The sequence below is a fragment of the Bacillus proteolyticus genome, from assembly GCF_001884065.1.
GTDB lineage: Bacteria > Bacillota > Bacilli > Bacillales > Bacillaceae_G > Bacillus_A > Bacillus_A proteolyticus.
Window position 1 is genome coordinate 374,141 of the sequence record NZ_MACH01000092.1, and the last position, 21,985, is coordinate 396,125.

21 protein-coding genes are annotated in these 21,985 nt (G+C 32.7%); 6 read left to right on the top strand and 15 right to left on the bottom strand.

Translation table 11 applies throughout. The features are described 5' to 3' along the window. Positions 1–7: 7 nt before the first annotated feature. Together BAQ49_RS16520 and BAQ49_RS16525 are read right to left on the bottom strand one after the other, a co-directional pair. On the bottom strand, positions 8–1,633 hold the full coding sequence (locus BAQ49_RS16520) for a M3 family metallopeptidase (protein ID WP_071746222.1): 1,626 nt from the start codon (positions 1,631–1,633) through the stop codon (positions 8–10). A gap of 114 nt (positions 1,634–1,747) precedes the next feature. Continuing rightward, the gene (locus tag BAQ49_RS16525) at positions 1,748–3,037 is read right to left on the bottom strand and encodes an APC family permease (RefSeq protein ID WP_071746223.1); all 1,290 of its coding nucleotides are present in this window, start codon (positions 3,035–3,037) and stop codon (positions 1,748–1,750) included. Positions 3,038–3,179: 142 nt separating this feature from the next. Between BAQ49_RS16525 and BAQ49_RS16530 the strand changes: the two genes are divergently transcribed. Then, complete coding sequence (locus BAQ49_RS16530; protein WP_071746224.1) at positions 3,180–3,614, top strand: Lrp/AsnC family transcriptional regulator; 435 nt, start codon at positions 3,180–3,182, stop codon at positions 3,612–3,614. A 98-nt stretch (positions 3,615–3,712) separates the two neighbouring features. Here the strand turns inward: BAQ49_RS16530 and BAQ49_RS16535 are convergent, their stop codons facing one another. After that, positions 3,713–4,981 (bottom strand): helix-turn-helix domain-containing protein, encoded by a 1,269-nt coding sequence (locus BAQ49_RS16535; protein WP_071746225.1) that lies wholly within the window; start codon positions 4,979–4,981, stop codon positions 3,713–3,715. A 463-nt stretch (positions 4,982–5,444) separates the two neighbouring features. Between BAQ49_RS16535 and BAQ49_RS16540 the strand changes: the two genes are divergently transcribed. After that, positions 5,445–5,648: a hypothetical protein gene (locus BAQ49_RS16540; RefSeq protein WP_071746226.1), complete on the top strand. Its 204-nt coding sequence runs from the start codon at positions 5,445–5,447 to the stop codon at positions 5,646–5,648. 76 nt (positions 5,649–5,724) lie between these two features. Here the strand turns inward: BAQ49_RS16540 and BAQ49_RS16545 are convergent, their stop codons facing one another. After that, positions 5,725–6,585, bottom strand: a complete 861-nt coding sequence (locus tag BAQ49_RS16545) for a DegV family protein (RefSeq protein ID WP_071746227.1) — start codon at positions 6,583–6,585, stop codon at positions 5,725–5,727. A 225-nt stretch (positions 6,586–6,810) separates the two neighbouring features. Here BAQ49_RS16545 and BAQ49_RS16550 point away from each other — a divergent pair, with 225 nt between their 5' ends. After that, positions 6,811–7,242, top strand: a complete 432-nt coding sequence (locus tag BAQ49_RS16550) for a GNAT family N-acetyltransferase (RefSeq protein ID WP_071746228.1) — start codon at positions 6,811–6,813, stop codon at positions 7,240–7,242. Between the two features lie 232 nt (positions 7,243–7,474). Here the strand turns inward: BAQ49_RS16550 and BAQ49_RS16555 are convergent, their stop codons facing one another. From BAQ49_RS16555 to BAQ49_RS16570, 3 genes are all read right to left on the bottom strand, one after another. Further along, positions 7,475–8,455, bottom strand: coding sequence for a BC_2427 family protein (locus BAQ49_RS16555; RefSeq protein WP_071746229.1), 981 nt, complete (start codon positions 8,453–8,455; stop codon positions 7,475–7,477). Positions 8,456–8,582: 127 nt separating this feature from the next. Further along, on the bottom strand, positions 8,583–9,209 hold the full coding sequence (locus BAQ49_RS16565; protein ID WP_071746230.1) for a DUF7852 domain-containing protein: 627 nt from the start codon (positions 9,207–9,209) through the stop codon (positions 8,583–8,585). Positions 9,210–9,834: 625 nt separating this feature from the next. Beyond that, the gene (locus tag BAQ49_RS16570) at positions 9,835–10,605 is read right to left on the bottom strand and encodes a GNAT family N-acetyltransferase (protein WP_071746231.1); all 771 of its coding nucleotides are present in this window, start codon (positions 10,603–10,605) and stop codon (positions 9,835–9,837) included. A 483-nt stretch (positions 10,606–11,088) separates the two neighbouring features. Here BAQ49_RS16570 and ycaC point away from each other — a divergent pair, with 483 nt between their 5' ends. Then, positions 11,089–11,724, top strand: a complete 636-nt coding sequence (ycaC, locus tag BAQ49_RS16575) for an isochorismate family cysteine hydrolase YcaC (protein WP_071746232.1) — start codon at positions 11,089–11,091, stop codon at positions 11,722–11,724. 366 nt (positions 11,725–12,090) lie between these two features. Here ycaC and BAQ49_RS16580 read toward each other — a convergent pair whose 3' ends face one another. Beyond that, positions 12,091–12,870 (bottom strand): BC_2878 family exosporium-associated protein, encoded by a 780-nt coding sequence (locus tag BAQ49_RS16580; protein WP_071746283.1) that lies wholly within the window; start codon positions 12,868–12,870, stop codon positions 12,091–12,093. A gap of 255 nt (positions 12,871–13,125) precedes the next feature. Between BAQ49_RS16580 and BAQ49_RS16585 the strand changes: the two genes are divergently transcribed. Continuing rightward, the gene (locus BAQ49_RS16585; protein WP_001062735.1) at positions 13,126–13,446 is read left to right on the top strand and encodes a hypothetical protein; all 321 of its coding nucleotides are present in this window, start codon (positions 13,126–13,128) and stop codon (positions 13,444–13,446) included. Between the two features lie 53 nt (positions 13,447–13,499). Here the strand turns inward: BAQ49_RS16585 and BAQ49_RS16590 are convergent, their stop codons facing one another. From BAQ49_RS16590 to BAQ49_RS16610, 5 genes are all read right to left on the bottom strand, one after another. After that, complete coding sequence (locus tag BAQ49_RS16590) at positions 13,500–15,035, bottom strand: MDR family MFS transporter (protein ID WP_071746233.1); 1,536 nt, start codon at positions 15,033–15,035, stop codon at positions 13,500–13,502. A 23-nt stretch (positions 15,036–15,058) separates the two neighbouring features. Continuing rightward, positions 15,059–15,766, bottom strand: coding sequence for a cytoplasmic protein (locus BAQ49_RS16595; protein ID WP_071746234.1), 708 nt, complete (start codon positions 15,764–15,766; stop codon positions 15,059–15,061). 18 nt (positions 15,767–15,784) lie between these two features. Continuing rightward, positions 15,785–16,495, bottom strand: coding sequence for a bactofilin family protein (locus BAQ49_RS16600; protein WP_071746235.1), 711 nt, complete (start codon positions 16,493–16,495; stop codon positions 15,785–15,787). 13 nt (positions 16,496–16,508) lie between these two features. After that, positions 16,509–17,132, bottom strand: coding sequence for a YhbD family protein (locus tag BAQ49_RS16605; protein WP_071746236.1), 624 nt, complete (start codon positions 17,130–17,132; stop codon positions 16,509–16,511). Between the two features lie 158 nt (positions 17,133–17,290). Next, complete coding sequence (locus BAQ49_RS16610; RefSeq protein ID WP_084667476.1) at positions 17,291–19,066, bottom strand: ABC transporter substrate-binding protein; 1,776 nt, start codon at positions 19,064–19,066, stop codon at positions 17,291–17,293. A gap of 62 nt (positions 19,067–19,128) precedes the next feature. On the opposite strand from BAQ49_RS16610, the gene BAQ49_RS16615 reads away from it, so the two are divergent. After that, the gene (locus BAQ49_RS16615) at positions 19,129–20,334 is read left to right on the top strand and encodes an MDR family MFS transporter (RefSeq protein WP_071746238.1); all 1,206 of its coding nucleotides are present in this window, start codon (positions 19,129–19,131) and stop codon (positions 20,332–20,334) included. A 14-nt stretch (positions 20,335–20,348) separates the two neighbouring features. On the opposite strand, the gene BAQ49_RS16620 is transcribed toward BAQ49_RS16615, so the two are convergent. Next, the gene (locus tag BAQ49_RS16620; protein WP_071746239.1) at positions 20,349–21,053 is read right to left on the bottom strand and encodes a YjgB family protein; all 705 of its coding nucleotides are present in this window, start codon (positions 21,051–21,053) and stop codon (positions 20,349–20,351) included. 24 nt (positions 21,054–21,077) lie between these two features. Continuing rightward, a complete protein-coding gene (locus BAQ49_RS16625) occupies positions 21,078–21,923 on the bottom strand; it encodes a DUF5700 domain-containing putative Zn-dependent protease (protein WP_071746240.1) in 846 nt (281 codons plus the stop codon). Positions 21,924–21,985 lie beyond the last annotated feature (62 nt).

The window sequence follows — 21,985 nt, forward strand, 5'->3', positions numbered from 1 at the left end:
CCTTTATCTATTTGCGCTCCCCCTGCATAAGCTGCAAATATTCATCAATATCTTTATTTATTTGTATAAAAGCTTTATTCCAAAACTCATAATTTGTTAAATCAATTTCAAAATGTATTTTCATAAGTTCTTCAACTGGAGCTTTTCCCGTTTCTCGCAAAAATTCTTTATACCTCAAATAAAATTCCCTATTATTTTCTTTCGCTAATTCTAGTAAACTAAAACTTACTAAATAACCAAATGTGTATGGATAATTATAAAAAGGAACATCTGCTATATAAAACTGAACGTATTTCATCCAAACAAACGGCTGATATTCTGTTAGTGCATTTCCATATACCTTTTCTTGCGCGGCTATAGATAATTTCTCAATTTCATCAGCACTTATAGGACCTTCTTTACTTTTTTCATAAAAACTCTTTTCGAACTGAAACGATGCACGAATTGCCATAACATAATTAAAGCTATTTCTAATTTTCCAACTGAGCAATGACTTTTTCATTTCTGTACATTCTGCTGTTTTTATTAAGTGATCTACAAGTACCATTTCAAAGAAAATAGACGCTGATTCAGCTGTACTCATTGGCAGATAATCATCTAAAAATGAAGTAGATTGTTCAAAACTCATAACATAAAAATGCCAAGCATGTCCTAGTTCATGAGCTAGTATTCTTACACTATCAATTGTTCCATCATAACGCATTGAAATACGGGATTCTTTTTCACCGAAAAAAGGAGCACAAAATCCTCCAGGTGGTTTACTATCTCTTGGTTCCGCATCTACCCATCCATTCGCTATTGCATTCCGCGCGAACTTTGTCAACTCTTCATCTATATTTTCAAATGCATCATATATGTTTTGTACTCCTACTGAAAAAGGAATAACGGTCTTATTACTTTCTTTTAATGTCATAAGTTCATGCCATGTAATCGAATTCTTTTCCTTTTTAAATACGTTTAAAGCACTTACTAGCTTATCAAGTTGTGTTTCTGTTACATCCCACATTTGTGATAATACAGTTTCAGAAATACCATTCATTTGAAGGGATTGAGTTAAAACTTCTCTCCTTTCTAATTCATTACTCCGCGTATTACGTAATCTTCCAATTTGATTCAATACAGTAGCAAAGATATCTTTTTCCTTATTCAAAGCATTTGTAAGAGAATCAAATACTATTAATCTTTCATTATGATCATCACTATTCATCGCAACGTAATTTGCTTGTCCAAATGATAAAGTCTCTTTATCGTGTATTACTTCTATCTTATTTCTTAATTGTGTATACATATCTTCCCAAGCTTTTAATTCATTTTCTATAAGTCTAATACTTGAATGATTTGCATTAACACTTTGTCCCTTACTAGATTCTATTAATAGTTGAACTTCTTTCTTTAATTGATTTACTTTTACACTTAGTAAAGTATCTTCAGAATGCTTCTCATCTTCAGCAGCACGGCAATATAAGTAATACTCTGCTTTTTCGATAGCCTGTATAAGTTGTGAAAGGATTACTGAGTCTTTTGTTGCTTTATATTCTACTTTTAGCTGTTCTATAGAAATCATAGGGTCCTGTTCATTGGAATATAGCCTGCATAAATCCCAGTTAGTTGGAGCATATATAAGCTTATTCATTTTTAATAGCCTCCTATTTTTACAAATAGTTACAATAATTTAATCCCTCCATAATTATATATGAATCTTCAATTTTTAGATATCTCTAAAAATTAAAACTTAAACGAATGCATTTTAACATTCCTTATTCTGCTCCCTCCCATTTACAAGTCTATCTTTTATGAAATGTAGATAGCATAAAGACGCTAGAGCTACAAGTATTGGAATAAGTATGACTCCTCCAATAAAGGGATAAACCGCTACACAACATGTAAAAGCTATTATAGAAAAAATTTTACCTAACCTATTATTTATTAACTTAACTCCGGCCGCAGTGCCGACTATATATGTAACAATCCCTAACGAATTCGGTATTAATACGATTCTATCTATACTAATATGAAAAACGAAACTTATTAACAAACCTATTATCGCAATAAAACCTACAACTTTTACTGCATTTGTTGGCGCTGCTCTTTTTTCATTAATACATGCTAAATAACGAGGTGCAACTTCTTCCTTTCCTAGTGAATAGCCTAAACGGCCCATGCTTGCGATAAATGCATTTGTCGTCCCTAAGCAAATAATAAAAGCTAAAAATCCAATTAACCATGCAAATTGATTACCTAATGTTTGTTTTATTACCAGCACTAGAGCTGTAGTATTATCAGCATTAATATGATATGATTTTGTTCCAATTACTGATAATGCAATCCCCATATATAAAACTCCAATAATAATAATCGCAAATCCTGTAGACAAAATAATATTTCTTTTTCTAGGTGCTTTAAATTCTGGAGCTAAACTCGCAATTGCTTCCCAACCGAAAAACGACCAAAAAATTAAAAATGACGCATCTAAAATCGGGTTTACTTCTTTCATAGAAATATGTACATTTATATTTTTCATTTCAATATAAGGTAGTGAGCTTATAATTGTTACGATTAAAATAAAAAAAGTTAATACACCGATACATACTTGAAATGAACCGCTCATTTTTAATCCAAATAAATTGAAACCGATAGAAATACTTACTATGATTAACCCGATAATATAAGAAAAATACGATGGTAAAGAAAAGACTTTTACTATATACATTCCACCTGTCAGTGATACAATGATTTGTCCAACACTACCTGCGATAAAAAAACACCACCCTATAATCGCACCTACTTTTTTACCAAAAGCCTTCTCAGAAAAAGTTGCAATTCCCCCTGCACTTGGATGCTCAATAGATAAAAAAGCGAATGTTAATGCAAGTGGGATACTAAGTAAAATCATAATAAGCCAAGAAATAATCGCATTTCCTTCCGCTATACTCGCAGTCATACCAGGTAAAATAAGAATTCCTGATCCTAAAACTGCTCCTACGTATAAAGCTGTTCCCTTTTTAATAGAAATTGTTACGTTGAAATGATTAGACATTACATGCACCTCCATTTATATTTTAATTATAGAAAGTTATCAGTCTATTCAACATTCAATTGTGTATGTAATTTAGCATTAGATTTTATATTATGCATGTATTTCAGAAGTTTACTTTCAACTTTGCAAAGGAGCATGAGTAATGGATGAGATCGATAAGAAAATAATCCTATTATTACAAGAAGATGCCAGGATGACAATTACAGAAATGACTGAGCATCTACACCTTAGCCGCCCTAGCGTTACAGAAAGACTAAAGAGGTTACAAGATACTGGAATAATTGAGAAATATACCGCACGGATATCATTAGATGAAGTTGGAAAATCAATTCAAGCATTTTTAAGAATCGAAAATTTAAAGATTCCATGCAAAAAATTTGAGGAAAAAATATACGAAGAATATAGAATACTCGAATGTCATCGAGTAACCGGTGAAAGTAGCTATTATTTAAAAGTAGCAGTTCACTCTATGAAAGAATTAGAGGAATTAATTGATATCGTTATTCCGTTTGGTACAGTGAAAACCTCGATGATTTTATCTTCACCAATACCATATCGACCGGTAGTTGTAGAATAAAAATAAAAAAGGATATTCTTAAGAGCATAAAATAACATACTCTTTTGAATATCCTTTTTAAGCTTATGATTTCCTGAAGTATCCAACTACCCCCCTTTTTAATCCATTTTATTTTCAGCTGATAGTTTAAAATACTTAGCAGATAATTTATATGAGCGATTCTCATAATAATAATCCCCCAATTTATAAGCTAATGCGGCAACTAAGCTATATTGCTGTTTTTCTATACCCATCTCAATTGCTGTTTTCATATTCTTCTCATATCCATTATAATCTGCCCATATTCTAGATTTTTCCGCTTTAAATCCATATAGTTGAACATGGGCATACGGTACATCACAAATCGATAAAATTTCAAATGCCTCATCTATAAGTTTAGTTACTGTTTGCCAATCTTTTAATTCTATATAAATTTCTATTAAATTCCGAATTGTATATACCTTACCTTCTTTGTTTGGTAAATACTCACAAAGGATCAAGTTTTCCTCGTAACACTTTATTGCATTTTTATAATCTTTTAATGCTTGATAAATTTTCCCGTAATTATATTTCAAAAAACATAAATTTAATGGCTCATTTTCCACCTTTGATTCATTTTCTACTTGTTTTAAAGTTTCATATGCTTGTTCATACTGTTTATCTTTGTTATATTGCATCGCAAGAAGTATTAACGTATAAATTTTATATTGTTCTATATTAAACTTTTTATACAATTTATATGCTTTTTTTGCATATATGCGACTAATACTTTGATCTTTATTAAGATTCTGACTTACTATACTTAGATTGTAATACGTATCTGCGTGCAACTCGGTCTCTTCTGGTTCCAGCATATTTTCTATCTTTTTGTAAACTTCATATGCTGTAAAATACTCCCCTTTATTAGAAAAATAAAGACCTCGAGCTCTTAAATAATATATATAATCTTCAGTATTTTGCATTTTCACTTGACTTGGAATCATTTGCGAAGCTTGATCTACAAATAACTTCACATATAATAAGTTTTTATTTCGGACATGATAGTATATGATGACGCCATACGTCTTTAATAATAAAGGAATTGCGTCCACTTCACGAACGTATAATTCTAACAAAGATAATTCAGCTTCAGTTATACTTTTATCTTTTTTATATTTATCACATATTTCAAGAATAGTAAGCTTTATCTCCTCGTAATTGCCATCTATGAGAAAATCGCAATCAACACCCAGCTTCTTAGAAACTTGTTTTAAAAAAGAAGATGATGGTTTGATTTTCCCACTCTCAATTCTACTTAAATAGGTTACTGAGCATATTTCTGATACGAGCTCCCCCTGTGTCAATCCTTTATGCATACGAACTTGCCGAATACGTTCCCCAATTTCCATCTTTTTCTCTCCCTAATTAACCATTTCATGCTTTTCACTAAATAAGTCATTATGTATTTCTTAATCTTTCATACTATATAAAATATACAATTTCACAAATGTAAAAAAATGTATCATTCATTTTAATATTACATTCATATTATGATTATTTCTAGATAGCTTGTTAAATTTAATGGTTTAAATTTAAGGTTTTTGCCCACTTTTTTCATACAATTTTACTTCTTGTTATTAACAAAGACGGCGCCATATACTTGAATTACGATAAACTTAATGAAAAGGATTTAACTACATGTAAACTATCATTCTTAAAATAGATCGAATGGTTAATTACATTTACCTAGTACATGGAAGACATCTATTGTAAATGAAAATAAATTAAATGAGCTCAATAGATGAATTATCAATATCACATCCTAGAAATTAGTTTGTCGAATTATTTAGTAAATATGAAAGGATGACAAATATGATTGTAAAAACAAAAAAAGATTCAACACGAAAAATAGCAAGATATGTTGGAGGCGCTGCTATTCTTTTATTGCTAGCATCCTTCCTTTATCAGTGGAACAATGGTTTAGTAGTTGATGATACTGAAACATTTGGTTTCATGCTAGCCTTCACCGGTTTCCTATCTACCTTCTTACCTACTAAAAAGAAAGCTACTAACTAATAAATAATTACATATTTTTTATTAACATAAAACAATTATATTAGAATAAAAAAGGATTGATCAAAAGATCAATCCTTTACTCTACCTCATTTAAGAAGAACAATGTTAACGCACCTGGTCCTGTATGCGCTCCGATTGCTGCACCAATTGTATTTACGATAAATACTTCACAGCCAAATCTTTCAGTAATTAATGCTTTTAATGCTTCGGCAGTTTCTAAATCATCACCGTGAGTCATACCGATTGTTTGATCTTTAAGGTCTTTTCCGCGCTCTTCCATAATATCAACAATACGACTTAATACTTTCTTTTTCCCTCGTACCTTTTCAAGTGGTACAAGTTTTCCTTCATCCACATTTAAGATCGGCTTAATGTTTAATAAACCGCCGATAAAACCTGCTACTTTACTTAAACGTCCACCTCTAACAAGGTACTGCAAGTCAGCTACAGTGAAGATATGTTCCATATGGTTCATTAGAAAAGCGACACGGTTTAAAATCTCTTCTTTCGATGCGCCATCTTTCGCCATTTTAGCAGCTTCTAATACGACAAGCCCTTGGCCAAGCGAAGCACATTTTGTATCGATAATTTCTAAATCTAAATCAGTGTATGTTTCTTTCACTTCTTCTTTAATGAGAACTGACGATTGATATGTACCAGACAATTCAGATGAAAAGGCTAAATATATACAAGGGTTACCTTCTTTCGCATAGGAAACAAATTTTTCTTGGAATGTTTCAAGTGAAGGCAGTGACGTTTTATACACTGCACCTTCTCTCATTTTTTGCAGTAATGTAACCGATTTTAATGTAACCCCATCTAAATACTCTGTTTCTGCTTCATCATATACACGGAGTGGAATTAAATCAATATCATATGCTTGCAGCAATTCTACCGGTAAATCCGCCGCACTATCCGTAATGATTTTAACACCCATTTTTAAACCTCTATTCTGTTATAAATATAAAAAATATAAAATAAAAATAGTACTTTTAAATTATATACGTAAAACTTAAATGAAGAAAGGAAAAGACTTTATATTGTATGCACTATTCTTCAAAAGTTGAACTATAAAGTAAAATGATTTCAATTTATCCTCTTTTCACCAGTTATTGAGCTATATATAATTAGAATATTAATACTCTTCCAAAGGAGGTTACTCATGAGTATACAACTAGCTACTTCTAAAGATTTAGAATGGATTAATAAGCAATACGAATCAATAGGATTTTTACCAAGTGATTTAAAGCGGGATAAAGTTGCAATCATTACATATAACAATGAGTATGCAGGTGTAGGTCGTTTAGTCCAAATCGATGGAGAGACTATGGAAATGGGTGGTATTTTCATAGCACCTAAATTTCGAGGGTTACAATTAGCAGGAGAACTCGTTTCATTTTTAGTGCAAACAGCAAAGGAATCACATATGCAATATGTATTCTGTCTCCCTTTCGAAGAATTAAAAAGCTTTTATAAAAAATACGGTTTTACTGAAGTCGATACTACGCAAGAGGTTGTCCATCCAATTATTCTAAAAAAATATAATTGGTGTTTAAAAAATTATGATAAACATGTATTACTATTTAAGTTGTGAGTTTTCTATAATAGGAGTGGATACACTTTGTATTACACCACATGTTTTAATAAAGATTTATGCCTTTCATCAATTTAAGTACCTAGTTTTTTAAATCGCTCCATCAGTTGTATTTCACATCTTTCCCAAACGCTTATTAGCTAGCTCGTTTACAAACTTGCTAGCACTATTTTTAAGTTTCCCTATTACATATTCCTGAGGAAATTTTTAACTAATTAATGGAGATGATCATTTATTTAATCCGTACCCACACTTCCTGTTCTTGTAATAATTCCACAGTTAATTCCAATACAATATTTTGCATTAATTGATACGCGTTATTATGTGGTGTACTTCGTTCCGATATAAATTCAATACATTGAGAAATATAACCTTCTACAAGTAAGCTCCCTTTTTCAATTATAGATGGATTATTTCCTTTCTTTATTATTTTTGGCAATAAGAATTCTTTTTTTGTTAAAATAATTTCCTGTGACACCTCTTTTATTTCTATAACTTTTTCTTTAAATACCACTTTTTCTCGTAAATTAATTTCACCTTTATACTTCCCTATTTCTATTGGTAATTTCGCAGGTATATAATTATTTACTCCTCCTTCATCTTCCTTCTCTAAAATTATACCGTGTATAGGGATCCACGAAGATGTTCCTATCCAATTCTCTTCAGTATTACCTTTGATTTTTTGATTAGGAAATTCTAAAAGCACTCTCTTTTCATGAAGGTTTGAAGAAACTAAATTACAATAAACTTCTTCATGATAATGTTGTTCTGTAGTTAATAGCTTAGTATCCAGCTCCCGTCCTCTTGCATCTTTTTCATTACGAAAGACAAATGTTTCTTGGTTCCTCACATTCATATTAGGGAATTTTATAAAACTAGTCACATCCGAAATAATATAAAATGGAGTTTTCACTACTATTGAACGCACAGAGGTCTCTATTTTTGATCCTGAATCTATACTTACTTTCTTTGATTCATTTTTTGCTGATTTAATTTCCACCTCTTCTTCCTCTAATCCATTCACTTTGTCTTCTTTTGCTGATCTAGTTTCTTCACTTTCTTTCTCTAATTCAATTGCTATACCTTCTTTCTCTGATTCAGTTTCTATACTTTCCTTTTTTTCTCTTATCTCGCGCGAATCATCTTGAACATTCAGCATTTTCCATTTGTATACTTTGTTCCATATTTCCTTATCAACCCATGGCTTGTTCATCACCATCCCCCTATCTGATGAAATCCATATAAATCTGGTATTTGTACGCGACCATTTCATCATTATATATGTTTTATAATAATAAAAAAGACATTGTCTTTTTAATAAAGACAATGCTTTTTTAGTTTTATACTTGTACTTGTTGTACTTGTAAAACTTTTAAAGTAAGATCTAATACAATTTTTTCACGAAGAGTTTCAAATGGCTCATTTAATTCTGTTGGACAAGGGGAAAAGTCTAATTCGAAAAATTGAGCGCTGACTAATTCGCAATACGGTTGTTCATTGTAAAAAACTGTATTTTCGAAGAAGTATTTGTCTAAACGTGGTAGATCACCATTTTTAGGATTAATAAAGTGAGAAGTAGTATCTGAGGAAGCAGCTACTATAGCTTGTGATAGAAAATCACCAGCTGTTAAATCAGCAAAACCAGAAAATGGAACATTAGCAATGCGGTCATATAGAACTCCATTACACTCATAATTTGTACCTGGTACTGGAGTAAATGCTACAGGAACTAACTTACATTGTGTTAAAAATGCATTTTTTAAGATACGTTTAATTTCAACTGCTGGAGGATCTAATGAAATATCAGATTCTACAACAATTTGAATTGTTCTTTCTGCTAACACAACTGGTATTTTTACAATCGGTGCTCCTGGAGTAAGAATTGGTGTTGCAGCTGCATCACTTAATGGTGTTTGAGTTTGTCCATCTACCTGACATGGTACATTAATTGGGCATTGTTCGCTCATATTTTATAATCTCCTTTATACAATATTTTGGAGTTTTTTAACTCTCTATACTGTATATGTATCTATTCTATTAATGCGTGGGTTCCTGTAATAGTTACTTTCATCATTTACAAAAAAATAGCAATTTTTTGATAGTTAAAACACACAAAACTAAATATATTGAGCCTTTATGATTATCTACCTATACAAAAAGAGAATTTCTGAACCCTCATAGTGGAAGTAGGAACTGATGTGTTAATTATATTCAAAAGTAATGGAATAGGATTTTTTTCATTTAATACTATCTATACAACAAAAAATCAATATTGGCGGTACTCTATTAGTAAAAAATAAAAACCGACTTAAAAAATTCGGTTTTTATTCCCAAATTTTGCGAACTCCCTCAATCTTACCATTGATATTGTTTCTTTTTTTCAAATTTATCAATTCTTCTAATAGAACCAATCCGATTGTCATTCTTTCCCTTAACTTCATTAATTAACATCTGTTTCAATGCCTTTAACTTTGGTAAAATCACCTTCGGATAGTTTATATTTGCGATTATAGAAAATAAGTCTAATAAACATTAATTTAATAAGATTGGCTAGCTTTATTACGTTGTATAATTTGTACACACACCATTCATTTACCTATTATTCACAAAATAAGTATCATACGCCTTATCAAAAACATACCCTAACTTTTCTGCTAGTTTGGCAGAAGTACTATTCGCTGCGTCCCAGTTTGGATACCTCCCCTTTTCTAAACAATCCAATATTAAGGCTGCACTAACTACAGTTGCCAGTCCCTTTCTTCTATGATTTGGGTCAGTAGCAACTTCGATTTCAATACCATCATCATAAATACTATATGATGACGCACCGCATACGACTTCTCCCTTATACAGAATGCTATAACCTATACCTCGATTTACATAATCATCTATTGAACGGAATTGGCTTATAAAATCTTCAGAAACCTTGTGTAATGATGGGTTATTCGCGATATGCTCATCTACCTTTCTTAATTCATATCCTTTTGGAAGTGCCGATATAACAGATTGTAATTTTGTATGATTAAACACTTCTGGATTTCTTTTAAATTTATATCGTAAAAACTTATCTATTTTTCTTTCATGGAATATTTCTAAACGCTTTTTCCATTGATCACTATTTACGATTACTAAAATTCTTTCAGGGATGTTACATAATAACTCTTCTGTCTCTTTTGCATTTGGATCCCCAGCGTAAAATGTAAAAATCCCTACCGTAATTTGCGCTACTGTCGGATTTTCAAGATCGTTCACCCAAGCGGTGCCCATATGTCCTTGTAAATAAGAAAGTAGAACAACATTATTAAAATCCTCGAACATAGAAACTAATTTTTTTCTTGTATGTATTTTTGCCTCATATATCATTTACATTCCCGCTTTCTTTAAAATCAACTAGATTCAACATTTTCATGAGTTAACTTTTATTAGTATTCTTATACACACTTATTTATTCTCTAAGCAAATGTCTATGAAACTCAAATATCAAATAATTATAAATTATACGTAAATGCAAATTTATTATAACATCTAATTACATTGAAATGATTTTCCAATCAAGAATTGCTATTTTCAGATTCATTTTAGTCCTCATATCTCATTTCCTATTTACAGGTAAAAACATTACTATTCACAAATAATAGATAGCATTAGGACCTTACCACATAGCTATCCACTCAATTAATACATTGTTCCCCAAAACGAAAAATTTATAATTCCTCAATATAAAAATACATACATCCCAATATTTTAATAAATTCTATTTGTTGATAAATTTTTGCATGCATACCAAATCAAGATAAATAACTGTAAGATTAATTTATAAATAAGCTTTTTAAGGGGGATTATAAAATGTCTGATTTCTATTCTCGTCTTTCAAAAAGTGATGCCGCTGTTCTTCTAGTAGATCATCAAACTGGTCTGATTTCTAGCCTAGTGCGTGACTATGGTGTTGATGAGTTCAAGAATAATGTTTTAGCTCTTGCTAATACCGCTAAGTTTTTTGATTTACCGGTTATTTTAACAACTAGCTTCGAAGATGGCCCTAATGGCCCACTCATGCAAGAATTAATTGAACTTTTTCCAAATGCGCCTAAAATAGCGCGTCCAGGACAAATTAACGCATGGGACAATGATGAGTTTGTAAAAGCTATTGAAGCAACAGGTAAAAAACAGCTAATTATCGCCGGCGTAGTTACTGATGTTTGTGTTGCATTCCCAGCTCTATCAGCTGTAAATGCAGGGTATGAGGTATTTGTTGTAACGGATGCATCTGGAACTTTTAATAAACAAGTTGCTGATGCCGCTCTTATGCGTATGGCTCATGGGGGAGTCCAATTAATGAACTGGTTTAGCGTTGCAGCTGAATTACAGCGCGACTGGCGAAATGATATTGAGGGCTTTGGAGCTTTACTTGCTAAGCATCTTCCAAGTTATCAAAATATCATCGGAAGTTATAGGGCCGCTCAAAAAGAATTTAGTAAATAAATTACTCAATTTTAAATAACTATTTAAACTCAATAATGACTACCACTAGCAATTCTCATAATTAAGAAAAGGGCTACTTCAATGGCCCTTTTCTTAATTACTTTACAAAAATTGTATGAGCTCTTTCATTACATTTAGTAATACTTAAATAATGTTTCTTAGTTTAACTGTTATGGATACCTTCATAATTTGTTGTAAAAGAACGTATCATGATAGGAATTTACACATAGCAATTAATCGTACAACTAACCGCTCTATATACTTCTAACATTCATATTAACTATGTGATTTTTGCGTTATTTCAATCCACCTAGTATATGTAAAAACCCTCATTATATTGTAGGAGGGTTAATCAATATAAATCCTTTATATTTCCTTCTTAGAAATAAAGGATTCTGTAGCACCATTTTTATATATTTTAGTCAATTTAATAATTGACTTGTACGTCTTATTGTCATTCGTTACCATCTTTTTCATCTCTTCTATTTCGGCATTACCAGTTCCACTCTCGATTTTCAAACAGTTCGAAATGTTAAGGTAGCCACTCGAAGCGAAAAGAATAATAAACGTAAGATCAGGGAAATTAATGAACAGTATTCCAAACTTTAAAGGATTCGCAGCCGTATCTGATAAAACTAACCGAAAATTTAATAGTTCAGGCAGTCGAACAAAATCTTTAGAAACAATCGCTTCACCTACTATAGTAATTTGCTTTACGACATTCCCAAGTTCATCTGTAAACTCCATACAACTAGGCGCATCAATTGTTTTTGCTTGTAGTGATAAATCCAATTCTGGATTGTGAAAGTCAAAAAAGAGTGTACTTCCTTCCGTTAAACATTGCGGGCAAACATTTCCAAGTAGACTAAAATCCTCTTCAATAAATTTAACTTTCGTTTTACAACTACAAATTTTCCCTATTCGGATTGCATCAATTCTCGAGCAATCTACAAAGATAACCTCATCGTCCTCTTGTACGAATGATACAATCCCCTTCATCTCATTAAATGAAAGGAAATAGGATACAACAATTTCGTTTCCAGCTATTACTATACTCTCCACTTTAGTAAACGGTTCTAGACTTTGTAAAAATTCACATATGCTTTTTTGATCACATTGACAATTTCGTCTCGACCCACAACCCACTTTCACTCCATCCCTTCCCTATATGTTTTTATCTAATACATATAATATGAGCGAAATGTGAGAAAAGCTTGGACAATATAACTTTAACGTAGGAATATAGTTGCCTACTCATAACATTCATTATGAAATTACGTCAATAATGAGTAATAACACATAAATTCCCCTATAAATACATATAACAATTTCATCTTTCAATGAAAAAGCGTTATAATGAGGTGTAGCCTCTACGATTACGTTATAAAGGAGATTAAAACAATGGCTAAAATTAAAGTGTACCAAGCAAAAGAAGAAAATATGGAAGCAGTAAAAAACATCATTGATGTTGAGGAACAAAACCCAACTGCTGAAAACTTACAAAATCTATACGCATGTGTATTAGAAACTGAAGATATGGCATTGCCTGAATCATACATTGAAGAAGATATCTTAATTGATTCTATGGAAGTTATGGTTAACGCTTCTCAAAGCAAACTAAGAGACTTAGGTACATATGATGTAATCGAAGTTCAAAACAAAGGTAAGAAAACGCAAATTTTATTATTAGCAGACGAAGAATACGAAATTATCGAAGGCTAATCTGAATCCGTACATACGAAAAAGCTCCTTTCAATTTGAAAGGAGCTTTTTCATTACGCTTTTGATACTTCACTCTTTTTATTCTTTTGTTTTTTCTGTAATACCATACGCTCATTTCCCATAAAGAAAATGAATATGAATGCTAAACCTGCTGGTACTAACGCCCACATAAATGTTTGAACGATTGAACTAGAAAGAGCGTCAATAATTTTATCTAATATTTGCGGCGGAATTTGAGATCTCGCCGCTTCTGATAAAATAGCTCTTGAATCTCCTAAAGCGTTTGTATTCATTCCTCCGCTCATCCCTTTAAACGCTTCTTCTAATTGATCTTGGAAACCTGTTCTTTGGATCATTCCGAAGATTGTAATACCAAGCGTCATTCCTAATGAACGAATGAAATTACTCGTTGAAGTCGCAGATCCGCGCTGTTCCATACCGAAGTTGTGAATAGCTGCCATACTTAGTACAGAGAATGAGAAACCGACTCCAAATCCGATAATAATCATATAAATCGTTAATAATACACGACTTGTTTCTGGTGTTAACGTGCTTAATAAGAATAATCCAAGTAGCATAATAACCGCAGAAATAATCATAATGTTTCGATAGCTAAGTTTTGTCGTTAAAAATCCGCCTAATTGCGCTGTTACGACTGACCCTAACATCATTGGTAAAAGTAATAATCCCGAGTTTGTTGCAGTGCCACCGTATACACCTTGAATGAATAACGGAATATATACAGTTGCTGACATAAATGCAGCCCCGTAACATAACGCAATAATGGTACTCATTCCGAATAGACGTTGTTTAAACATCTCAAATGAAATGATTGGTTCTTCTACTTTTCGTTCAATAACAATAAAAGCAATTACTAAAATAGCGAACCCAGCAAATAAACTTAAAATAAAGCTAGAATCCCAATCGTATTTTTGTCCGCCTAGTTCTAGGGCAAACATTAAACAAACTACTGCACCAACTAAAGTAATGGCGCCAAACCAATCAATCTTTTGCTTTCTATGAACTCGTGACTCTTTATAAAAGAATGTAATAAAAATAAGTGCTAAAATTCCAAGTGGTAAGTTAATATAAAACACCCAGTGCCAGCTAATATAATCCGTAATATATGCGCCAAGTAATGGCCCGAAAATACTTGATAAACCAAATACTGCTCCGAATAATCCACCCATTTTCCCGCGTTTTTCTGGAGGGAAGATATCAAAAACGATAGTAAATGCGATCGGCACTAGTGCCCCGCCGCCAATACCTTGAATAGCACGATAAATACCTAACTGTGTAATATTTTCAGCAGTTCCACAAAGTGCCGAACCAATCATAAAGACGATTAAACCGAAAATAAAGAATCTCTTTCTACCATACATATCTGATAGTTTACCGAAAATCGGCATGCCTGCCATTTCTGCGACCATATAGGCAGAAACGACCCATACAAAGTTTTCAAGGCCTCCTAAGTCACCAACGATTGTTCCCATCGCTGTTACGACAATGGTATTATCCATTGATGCCATTAAAATACCTAGCAATAAGCCCGCCACAACAAAGCCGAGCTTATTATTTTTCTCAACCATAACTTTACTCTCCCTCATACTACTTATATTTGTTTATGTTCTTTTACGACTGTATTACCTTTCTGATTAAAACTAGTATGATATTCTACTACACTAATTTCACAGCCAGGGCCAATTATAACATGATTTCCTCTTACTACGTCTGCTATTGTATGTTCTAAATAAATATCATCACCCTCAATAATTGATGTTTGAAGACTTCCTGCATGACTTGTAAAAGGAATAAATCTCGATTTTTTACGCACTGTAATCTTTTTCCCACCGATTTCTCTCACTTTACTTCCTTCATAACGAATTGAGATTTCAATATTTTCAGCATTAAGTAATCCATCACTTTCAAGACCACCAGTTAGTGATAATTCTTCTACTTCAATATCTCCCTTCACATTTAAAGCACCTTTCACATCTACGAAATCACCTGAAAACCTTCCTTTTACTTCAATCATACCTCTTACTTTTGTTTTTTCAATATGAGCATCACCATGCATTTGTGTATTGCCATATACTTTTATACATTCCGCATCTACGTTTCCTTGTACTTCACTGTCCCCATACACGACATAGTTTTTAACTTTCATATTACCGCGTACATCACTCGTGCCGTACGTTTTAAATTCATTACAACTCATATCATTAGAAATTGTTCCTTCGCCGCGTATCTTTACTTTGTTATAATCTCCGCCTGCTGAACTACCAGAACCATTTACAGTAAGGCTATGTTGATGTCCCATACTCATTTCTCCCTTCCTTTAAACCTGCTTAATTTCTTTTACATTTGCACTTTTATCAACAGTAAGAACACCAGTATATTCAATAAGTTCAATCTCACAGTTCGGTCCTACTACAACATTGTTTCCCCTTACCGTTTTTATGTGAGCATAATCAATATCGATATTGTCACCTTCTAACAATTCAGCCTCTAACTGCAAGCCAAATACTGTTTTAAAAAGTTTACTAAAAGTACTCAATCTATGTCCTACTTTAATCGTTTGTCCGCCAATTTCTTTCGCTCTACATGTACCGTGAATATTAATATTAATTTCATCTGCGCTTAATAAACCACCTACCGTGAACTGTCCCTCTGAAGAAAAAACATCAACCTCGCAATTACCATCAATCGTCGCTTGCCCATTGATTTTAAATTCTTCACCGGTGACATTTCCACCTATCGTACCTTTTCCTGCAATTTTTAAACTGTTCGCCTTTACATCTTGTGTAATTGTCGCTTTCCCATCGATTCGCATCATTTCTGCGCTAACTGTACCATCAACTTTGCCTGATCCGCTAATTCTCGCATTGCCACTTTTCAAATCACCAGTAACAGTTCCGTAACCATTACATTCAAATTGGTCGCATTCAACGTTTCCGTTAACAGTTCCTTTTCCATTTAGTTGCACTTTATGAAACTCTCCACCGTTTGATGAACCATATCCGTTTATAATTAAATTTTCTGTACGCATTATTTCTCCTCCACTACAACAGTTTACTTTTTAATGCTTCGGTATATTTCATAATTGCTACACGTAAAACAATCTTTGTTCCCTTTTCAAAAATTAAATCCTCAACGCCTGATACTAAGAAGCATGTAGAAATCCCTAACTTCCGAATAATAACTAAGTCACAATTCTTATGTTTAATCGCTTCGTAATTTTCACGTAATACTTGTAAGACCATTTTCCCCTCTTCTAAACTAACGTCTCCTGATTGAAGTAGTTCTTCTAACATATACACATAAAGAATATCTACAAATTGAAATTCTGTTGTTTTATTCGTTTGTTCTATGAAGAATTGTAAAACTGGCTCTGATGCAATACCCTTACGTAACAAATCATCTTTTGTTAAATGAATTTCTGTCACGCTCGGTGAAAACATATTTGCTAATTCATCTAGTGATAAATCCTCTTTCATCGTTTGAATTTTATCAATACGTTCTAATATCTTTTCTTTCGGAAAAAATGTTTCCTGACCTGTGAACGTTGACTTTCGTACAAACCAATCTTCCGGTATTAAACTTTTTCTCTTCCACCTATATAACTGTCCGTATGAAATACCAGTTAGTTCTAATAAATCTTTTTTTGAAATTAAATCTGTACTCAACTGTATAACACTCCTTCCTGATAACAATGTAACATAACACTGTTACGTTGTAAACGAACTTCTATCACAAGTGGCATAACAATGTGTGAAACAAACCTGTCTTACCTACAAAAAAGGTTCTCACACATCTCTTTAAAATGCGTGAGAACCTATATTTTTCAAGCTTTAAACCATATATCGTAATAATCAATCCAGCCTTGTGAATTAATCATTACATTTTGTATTTTTTCGTGTGAACTTACTCGCTGTTTATTACGATATAAAGGAATGATATGTATTTCACGTAACAGTGTGCCCTCAATATCGCGTAACAGTGTCACCCGTTTCTCTAATTGATTTTCTGTAAAATATGGCCGCAATACTTTGTTAAAGCTTATATTACTATGCTGATTTATAAAACTGTTTTTGGTAAGAAACATATATAGTAAACTATCTTCAATGCGCTCGCTAATTGTCGCACTATCATGCATTATATCGGCCTTTTGTATCGTACTCATTTGCAATAATTCTTCTTGTTCAAGAAACTCAATATCAATTTTAATTCCGTATTTTGCACATTCTTTTTGTATCCAATGTGCATCTTCAACGTGATCTTTCCCTGTAAATGTATATAATCGCAGTGTTTCATTACGGTAAGAGCTGCATTTAATAAGTGTATGTATATCCCTGTTAATTTGAATTGTACCGTTCTTTATGAGTACTAATTCATCCGCTACTTCCCCACGCTCTCCCTGTAATTCTTCAACAATTTTATTACCATGAATAATTTTATATAAAGCTCTCCGAAACATCGCATTTTGCATAGGTCCTTCTTTTACTGTATTTAACGTAATGTAAGTTACATTCGACTCAAGTCTAGATAGTTCTTTATGACGCTTTACTATATTTTTAAAACGTGCTTTCGCTAATATATCGTACGTATTAACTTTGTGCTCTACATTCCATAATTCAATTCGATCCAGAAATGGTCGCTCGCGAAAATATAAATCATTTCCTTCTAATATGAATACATCCTCATTCTTTTCACATAACAGAAACGGTCCAGTACCAATTAACTTCCCGTCTCCATCTTCATTTACAATAGAACACTGTTCTGTACTTAAAGAATGTAAAAACACCTTATTATCTGTAGATAAACGAATCTGTACAATATAGTCATCAAGAATATGTAAACTTTCAACGTGTTGTAACATCCAAGCATGCGGATTATTTTTCACTTTCATAAATCGTTTAAATGTCTGTTCAACATCATAAGCGGTTAGTTCTTTTCTATTATGAAATTTAACACCTTTTCGTAAGTAGAAGGTCCATATATATTTCTGGTCATCATATTCCCAATAAAACGCAAGTCTTGGCTCTACACTGTTTGTATTTCCGTCTACATACACTAATGTGTCGTATATATGTTTTACCATATGACATTCCGAACGCATCGTTGCGTATACAGGGTCTAATGCAATATCTAGGTTCATTTGGACTTGCAAACGCAGCACATCTCTTCTCCCTTTAGATGTCCTTTCGACTTGATAACCGAATATCGAATCAATCCACGTTTGAAATTGCGTTTGAAGTAATGGAAAATACGAGATATATCTCTCAATAAATGCACTTCCGCTTTTTACGTCCCCTTGCCTCGTTATTTCTTTTCCTCTTTCTAAAATTAAAGAAAGTGGATGTTTTTGAAATAACAACTTTGAGCGATTCCCTCTCCCTCTGCCTGGAAACCACATAATCCAATTTAATTCTTCTAATTTTTTGATGATGAGTTTACTATTTCGCTCTGTACAAAATAATGTTTCAGATATATTTTGTATTGTTATTTCAAATTTTTCTCCCTCTGCTCTCCCTTTTCCATACTGGAGCCAAAGGTGCATATATTGCTCCAAAACAGTCATAAAACGCCCCCTAAAAGATGAAAAATCTTCCTCTTTCATTCTACCCTTTTTCATTTCTAGCTTCCATCTTATCATTTCAATATAGAAAGGAGGAAATAAAAATGAAGTATCTTTTAAAACGTTATAATAAGCCTATTCTCATTCGATTGTTCGGTGAATTGTTAGTCCGAACGACTGAAGCAATGTTAGCTATCATCTTTATTGTTCATGTTAATAAGGCTTTAAATGGTAATGTCATAGTTACAATGCTTCTTTTCGGATTACAGCCTCTCGCTGATATTGTGTTTACATTAATCGCTGGGGGTGTAACAGATAAATACGGCCGAAAGAAAATAATGTTACTCGGATTACTTTTACAAGCTTTTGCCGTAAGCGGATTTGTTTTTGCTGAATCGGTCGCCTTTTTCGCCTTATTGTATGTAGTTAATGGTATTGGTCGTTCTTTATATATTCCGGCACAGCGCGCACAAATCGCTGACTTAACGAAGGAAGAACAACAGGCAGAAATATTTGCTGTTCTGCATACTACTGGAGCGATTGGCTCTGTAATCGGACCATTAATTGGTGCCTTTTTCTATACTAGTCACCCTGAATATTTATTTATTTTGCAAGGTGTAGCTCTAACGTTTTATGCTGTTCTCGTTTGGACGCAGCTTCCTGAAACGGTTCCACTCATGAAAAACGTTAATAAAACTAAAGAAGTATATTCGCCAAAACAATTTATTTCGAAACATTATGCTGTGTTTGGACTTATGGTTTCTACGCTACCGATTAGTTTTTTCTACGCTCAAACCGAATCGAATTATCGTATATTCGCCGAAAGTGTATTTCCAAATTTTCTATTTGTACTCGTGTTTATCTCAACTTGTAAAGCAGTCATGGAAGTTATGCTCCAAATTTTCCTTGTGAAATGGTCAGAACGATTTTCTATGCCTAAAATCATTATTATTTCCTATACTTGCTATACGTTAGCTGCGATTGGCTACGGTTATTCCACAACAATATGGTCATTATTCTTCACATTGCTCTTTTTAGTGATTGGGCAAAGTATAGCTTTGAATCACTTACTACGATTCGTTTCACAAATCGCTCCAAGTCATAAACGCGGATTATATTTTTCTATATACGGTATACATTGGGATATTTCAAGAACTTGCGGGCCTTTTGTAGGTGCATTGCTATTAAGTAAATTAAGCGGTAGTACTCTATTTTATATTTGTGCTTTCTTATTAATAATTGGCGGTATCATTCAAACAGCTTTCGTTCAGTCATTAGAGAGAACAAAAGCAAAAGAGCTGTCCCTATAGGAACAGCTCTTCATTTAACCTGCCATATTATTTATGCTATCCTCCGGTGAGAACACAGAAATATGATGCACTTTACCAGTCGATTTCGGAATTATAAATTTCAATTCAAATTGGTCATTTACTTTATAAACGTATATTTTGTCATTACCATTTACTTTAACAGACGCTGGTTTTCCTAAAGCCTTTTCGATTTCTTGTAACGTAATCGATTTGAGTTCTGAATGATACGATCGAACGTCAAATACTTGTGATCCTTTGTTAAAGCCAAATGCCACATTTTTACTTGTAAAAGTTGCATACATCCCGTTCCCCGCTTGATCAGTCTTATCAGCTTTCCCCCACGCCTGCTCTATTTCTTCTATATCACCTGTATGCGCCGCGTACGGAACATTAGGTACTTTACCTACTTTCGCTTGCTCAAATAAATCTTTTACATGGTTAATTGATTTTTGATTAAGCACTGTATTTTTCGTATTAGACTCCGTTGAAGGTTTTACCGAATCTTCACCTTTTGGTTTTTGCACAGACTCTTTCTCTTTTTTTTGAGCGGTGTCCTCATTCTTTTTATCCGTTTCTGACGTATCTCTCTTTTTTTCCGTACTATTTTCTGATGTTGAATTAGTTTGTTTCTTTTCCTCAGCGGTATTACACGCGGTTAAAGCCGCTACACACGTTAAAGTTAGGAATAATATAAGCACTTTCATATATACTTTCATCATTTTCAGCCTCCCTCTTCAACATATTCACTTTTGCAACCATTCCATAACACTGCTCTTTAAATTATTTTTGCTCCAAAAAGTAAGTGTATCGGTTTCTCCGAAAGTATGGACTATATACTCTATATATGATGTTCCTAAAAAATAACCGAGTCGGTTGTATCCGAAATAGTTCCCCCCTGATAAACGGAACCATTCTTTCTCTTTTTCATCTGTCCATCCTTTAACATAATCTTGTAAAAAATGTTTCTTAATTTGACCTTTATGTTTTTCATAGCAAAACAACCAATCGTCTCCATCATTATCATATGAATAATAGACTGATTTACTTAATCCTTTAGCTATTCTTTGCGATAAATATGTCGCGACTCCCTCACGATATAAACTAACCGCTGCATCAGTCCATTGTGCTTTAGTCCAATCCATTCCACTCTCTAGCAATACAAAATTGTGATATATATGTCCGATTTCATGGGCAACGATAACACGAAGATGCTCCCTTTCAGGAGATAATTTTTCTGCCGCAAAAAATATATCCCCAATAATATCTCTTTCTACAAATGCATTGGAACCAAATCCACCTACAAATAGATGAAAAGTTAAATCTATATTAAAACCAAATTGAATGCGATACTCCTCACTCATTTCTTGAATAATAGATGGTAAAGTTTCCGAAATAATACGAATGTCTTCTAGTTTTTCAGGATATTTTTTAATCGCACTAGAAAGACGTTCTTCTGTCTTAGGACAGTGATAATTAAAATATTCTTCGAATGCTTCTGGATACATATCATAATATTTGTTCAAATCATGAAATCCTATATCATCGCTTTCCAAAAGCTTCAAAAAGCTTGGAATTGTATTATTAATCATCTTATTCATCTCCTTGTATACACCTTCTTTCCATACTCTTTATATCCTTCATTAATAACTTA

Excerpts from the sequence above, each read along its gene's own strand:
- BAQ49_RS16520 (WP_071746222.1), bottom strand. The coding sequence starts at position 1,633 with ATGAATAAGCTTATATATGCTCCAACTAACTGGGATTTATGCAGGCTA.
- BAQ49_RS16525 (WP_071746223.1), bottom strand. The coding sequence starts at position 3,037 with ATGTCTAATCATTTCAACGTAACAATTTCTATTAAAAAGGGAACAGCT.
- BAQ49_RS16530 (WP_071746224.1), top strand. The coding sequence starts at position 3,180 with ATGGATGAGATCGATAAGAAAATAATCCTATTATTACAAGAAGATGCC.
- BAQ49_RS16535 (WP_071746225.1), bottom strand. The coding sequence starts at position 4,981 with ATGGAAATTGGGGAACGTATTCGGCAAGTTCGTATGCATAAAGGATTG.
- BAQ49_RS16540 (WP_071746226.1), top strand. The coding sequence starts at position 5,445 with ATGATTGTAAAAACAAAAAAAGATTCAACACGAAAAATAGCAAGATAT.
- BAQ49_RS16545 (WP_071746227.1), bottom strand. The coding sequence starts at position 6,585 with ATGGGTGTTAAAATCATTACGGATAGTGCGGCGGATTTACCGGTAGAA.
- BAQ49_RS16550 (WP_071746228.1), top strand. The coding sequence starts at position 6,811 with ATGAGTATACAACTAGCTACTTCTAAAGATTTAGAATGGATTAATAAG.
- BAQ49_RS16555 (WP_071746229.1), bottom strand. The coding sequence starts at position 8,455 with ATGAACAAGCCATGGGTTGATAAGGAAATATGGAACAAAGTATACAAA.
- BAQ49_RS16565 (WP_071746230.1), bottom strand. The coding sequence starts at position 9,209 with ATGAGCGAACAATGCCCAATTAATGTACCATGTCAGGTAGATGGACAA.
- BAQ49_RS16570 (WP_071746231.1), bottom strand. The coding sequence starts at position 10,605 with ATGATATATGAGGCAAAAATACATACAAGAAAAAAATTAGTTTCTATG.
- ycaC (WP_071746232.1), top strand. The coding sequence starts at position 11,089 with ATGTCTGATTTCTATTCTCGTCTTTCAAAAAGTGATGCCGCTGTTCTT.
- BAQ49_RS16585 (WP_001062735.1), top strand. The coding sequence starts at position 13,126 with ATGGCTAAAATTAAAGTGTACCAAGCAAAAGAAGAAAATATGGAAGCA.
- BAQ49_RS16590 (WP_071746233.1), bottom strand. The coding sequence starts at position 15,035 with ATGGTTGAGAAAAATAATAAGCTCGGCTTTGTTGTGGCGGGCTTATTG.
- BAQ49_RS16595 (WP_071746234.1), bottom strand. The coding sequence starts at position 15,766 with ATGGGACATCAACATAGCCTTACTGTAAATGGTTCTGGTAGTTCAGCA.
- BAQ49_RS16600 (WP_071746235.1), bottom strand. The coding sequence starts at position 16,495 with ATGCGTACAGAAAATTTAATTATAAACGGATATGGTTCATCAAACGGT.
- BAQ49_RS16610 (WP_084667476.1), bottom strand. The coding sequence starts at position 19,066 with ATGAAAGAGGAAGATTTTTCATCTTTTAGGGGGCGTTTTATGACTGTT.
- BAQ49_RS16615 (WP_071746238.1), top strand. The coding sequence starts at position 19,129 with ATGAAGTATCTTTTAAAACGTTATAATAAGCCTATTCTCATTCGATTG.
- BAQ49_RS16620 (WP_071746239.1), bottom strand. The coding sequence starts at position 21,053 with ATGATGAAAGTATATATGAAAGTGCTTATATTATTCCTAACTTTAACG.
- BAQ49_RS16625 (WP_071746240.1), bottom strand. The coding sequence starts at position 21,923 with ATGATTAATAATACAATTCCAAGCTTTTTGAAGCTTTTGGAAAGCGAT.